The organism is Pseudoduganella sp. RAF53_2 (assembly GCF_052113985.1).
In the GTDB taxonomy this organism is placed as follows: domain Bacteria; phylum Pseudomonadota; class Gammaproteobacteria; order Burkholderiales; family Burkholderiaceae_D; genus Rugamonas.
Map to the genome: position 1 here is coordinate 1 of NZ_JBFRDW010000834.1, position 2,155 is coordinate 2,155.

The 2,155-nt window shown below is 62.2% G+C and carries 4 protein-coding genes; 3 read left to right on the plus strand and 1 reads right to left on the minus strand.

What is annotated here, in order from left to right; genetic code table 11:
• Positions 1-377: L,D-transpeptidase (locus AB4Z11_RS30075; RefSeq protein ID WP_442029605.1), on the plus strand; the 377-nt coding region annotated here is incomplete at its 5' end.
• A gap of 9 nt (positions 378-386) precedes the next feature.
• The gene (locus tag AB4Z11_RS30080; RefSeq protein WP_442029607.1) at positions 387-1,130 is read left to right on the plus strand and encodes a M23 family metallopeptidase; all 744 of its coding nucleotides are present in this window, start codon (positions 387-389) and stop codon (positions 1,128-1,130) included.
• Here AB4Z11_RS30080 and AB4Z11_RS30085 read toward each other — a convergent pair.
• Positions 1,121-1,657, minus strand: a complete 537-nt coding sequence (locus AB4Z11_RS30085; RefSeq protein WP_442029609.1) for a DUF882 domain-containing protein — start codon at positions 1,655-1,657, stop codon at positions 1,121-1,123. The two genes, AB4Z11_RS30080 and AB4Z11_RS30085, sit on opposite strands and share 10 nt — an antisense overlap.
• A gap of 98 nt (positions 1,658-1,755) precedes the next feature.
• On the opposite strand from AB4Z11_RS30085, the gene AB4Z11_RS30090 reads away from it, so the two are divergent.
• Positions 1,756-2,155 (plus strand): MarR family winged helix-turn-helix transcriptional regulator (locus tag AB4Z11_RS30090; protein ID WP_442029611.1); only part of this gene is annotated, 400 nt, incomplete at its 3' end.

A 2,155-nucleotide genomic window follows, 5' to 3' on the forward strand; every position in this document is an offset into this window, starting at 1 on the left:
CGCTGATGCTGGTTGACTCCAACGGCCAGATCATCGCCCAGATGCCCGCCAGTACAGGCAGCGATCACGATCCACTGCCAATCGGTGACTGGAAAGTGAATGGCGTCGCGCGCAATCCGCCCTTCCACTACAACCCCAAGCTGTTCTGGGACGCGAAACCTGACGAAACCAAAGCGACGATTCCGCCAGGTCCGAATAACCCTGTCGGCGTGGTCTGGATCGATTTGTCGAAGGACCACTACGGCATTCACGGCACGCCGGAACCTGGCAATATCGGCCGTACGCAATCGCACGGATGCATCCGCCTCACGAACTGGGATGCGGCGCTCGTTGCGGACGCGGTCACGCCCGGCTTTGCGGTCGTGCTGAAAGAATGAGGAGGCCTTATGCGACCACTCGGCATTCTTATCCTCGGCGCTGTGATTGGCGCGGGAGGGACCATCGCCTATCTGAACCAGGTGCCGCTGCCGCGCACTGATACTGCGGAACCGGCGGCACCCACAACACCGGCACTGCCTGCGCCGCCGCAGCAGGCGGCGCCAACACCGCAGCCCGCGCCGGCACCTGCGACCGATTCCGAATCGCACGGAACGCCGCCGTACACCACGCCCGGCCAGGCAGCGGCCAATTACGCGAACGTGCCTGACACCAGCGGCGCGTCGATCGGCGGCGTCACCGCCGGACCCAATGCGCCGATCTCGGAACTGCAGGTGCCCGTCGCTGGCGTGACCGTCGGCCAGTTGAGCGACACCTTCAACCAGCCGCGCGGCACCGAACGCAAACACGAGGCGCTGGACATCCTCGCGCCGCGCGGCACGCCGGTGCTGGCGGCTGCGGACGGGACGGTGGTCAAACTGTTCAACAGCAAACCGGGCGGGCTGACGGTGTACGTGTTCGATCCAACCGAACGCTATTCCTACTACTACGCCCACCTGGACCACTACGCCAACGCGCTACAGGAAGGCCAGCACATCAAGCGCGGCGACCTGCTCGGCTATGTGGGCTCCACCGGCAATGCCGATGCGAACACGCCGCATCTGCATTTTGCGATGTTTGAATTAGGTCCGGAAAAGCATTGGTGGCAAGGGACGCCAATCGATCCCTATCCCATGTTCAGCCGTCACCAGTGACGCACGCGCCCAGTGTCCATATGGACGAACTGGGATGTCGGATAGTAGCCAACTCCCCCGCCCTTCAACGCCATCGCGGCCTTGTGCAGTTGCGCCAGGTCGCGTCCCGGCATGCGGATGTCGATCGCCTTGGCTTCCATGTGCATGCTGTGCTTTGCCACACCGCCGCTGCGATCGGCCAGCATCTGATTGGTTTCCGGTGAACGATAGCCTGAGATCACGTGAATCACCTCGTTATTGCTGAACTGCGAGCTGACCTTGTTCAGCAGGAGCAGCAACTCGGGGTCCATCTCCGCGATCTTGTTGTTGTAGTGGTCGCGCAGCAGGTGATTGATATCCTGCAGAGCATCGGGAATGAACTGGCCGCCGGCCCAGAACATGGTGCGCAGGGTTTCGCCGGTGTGGGTGTTGTAGAAGCGCAGGCTGCGCTCGTGGGGTGCCGCGATGGCCGCCCGCGCCAGGGATGGCAGGCTCAATGCAGAAGCCAGCGCCACCGAACTCTTGAGAAAAGATCTACGCTGATTCATGGCTTCATGATACCGGCCACGACATTTTGATGTTTTTATGGCGCGCGGCAAGAATTTACCATATACTTGATTACTCAAGCATCACTCATGGATAAATCATGGATCAAGCACTCGATTTCTGCCTGCGCCTGGCGCGGGCCAATGCGGCGATTGTGCGCCGCCTCGACACCGTACTCGGCGGCCACCACGGCCTGAGTTTCAGTGATTTCATGCTGTTGCAGCACCTGGCGCGCGCGCCAGGCGGACGCTTGCGCCGCGTCGACCTGGCCGAACGCCAGGGCCTGACCGCCTCCGGCGTCACCCGCACCCTGCTGCCGCTAGAAAAAACCGGCTGGGTGGCACGGCAGGCCGACGAGCGCGATGCGCGCGTCGGCTATGCCGTCATCACTCCCGCTGGACATGTATTACTCGACAACGCTACGCTGACAGCTCGTGAAGCGTGCGACGAATTACTGCGTCATTCACGACCTGACCAGCTGGACGCCTTAAGCGCCGTGC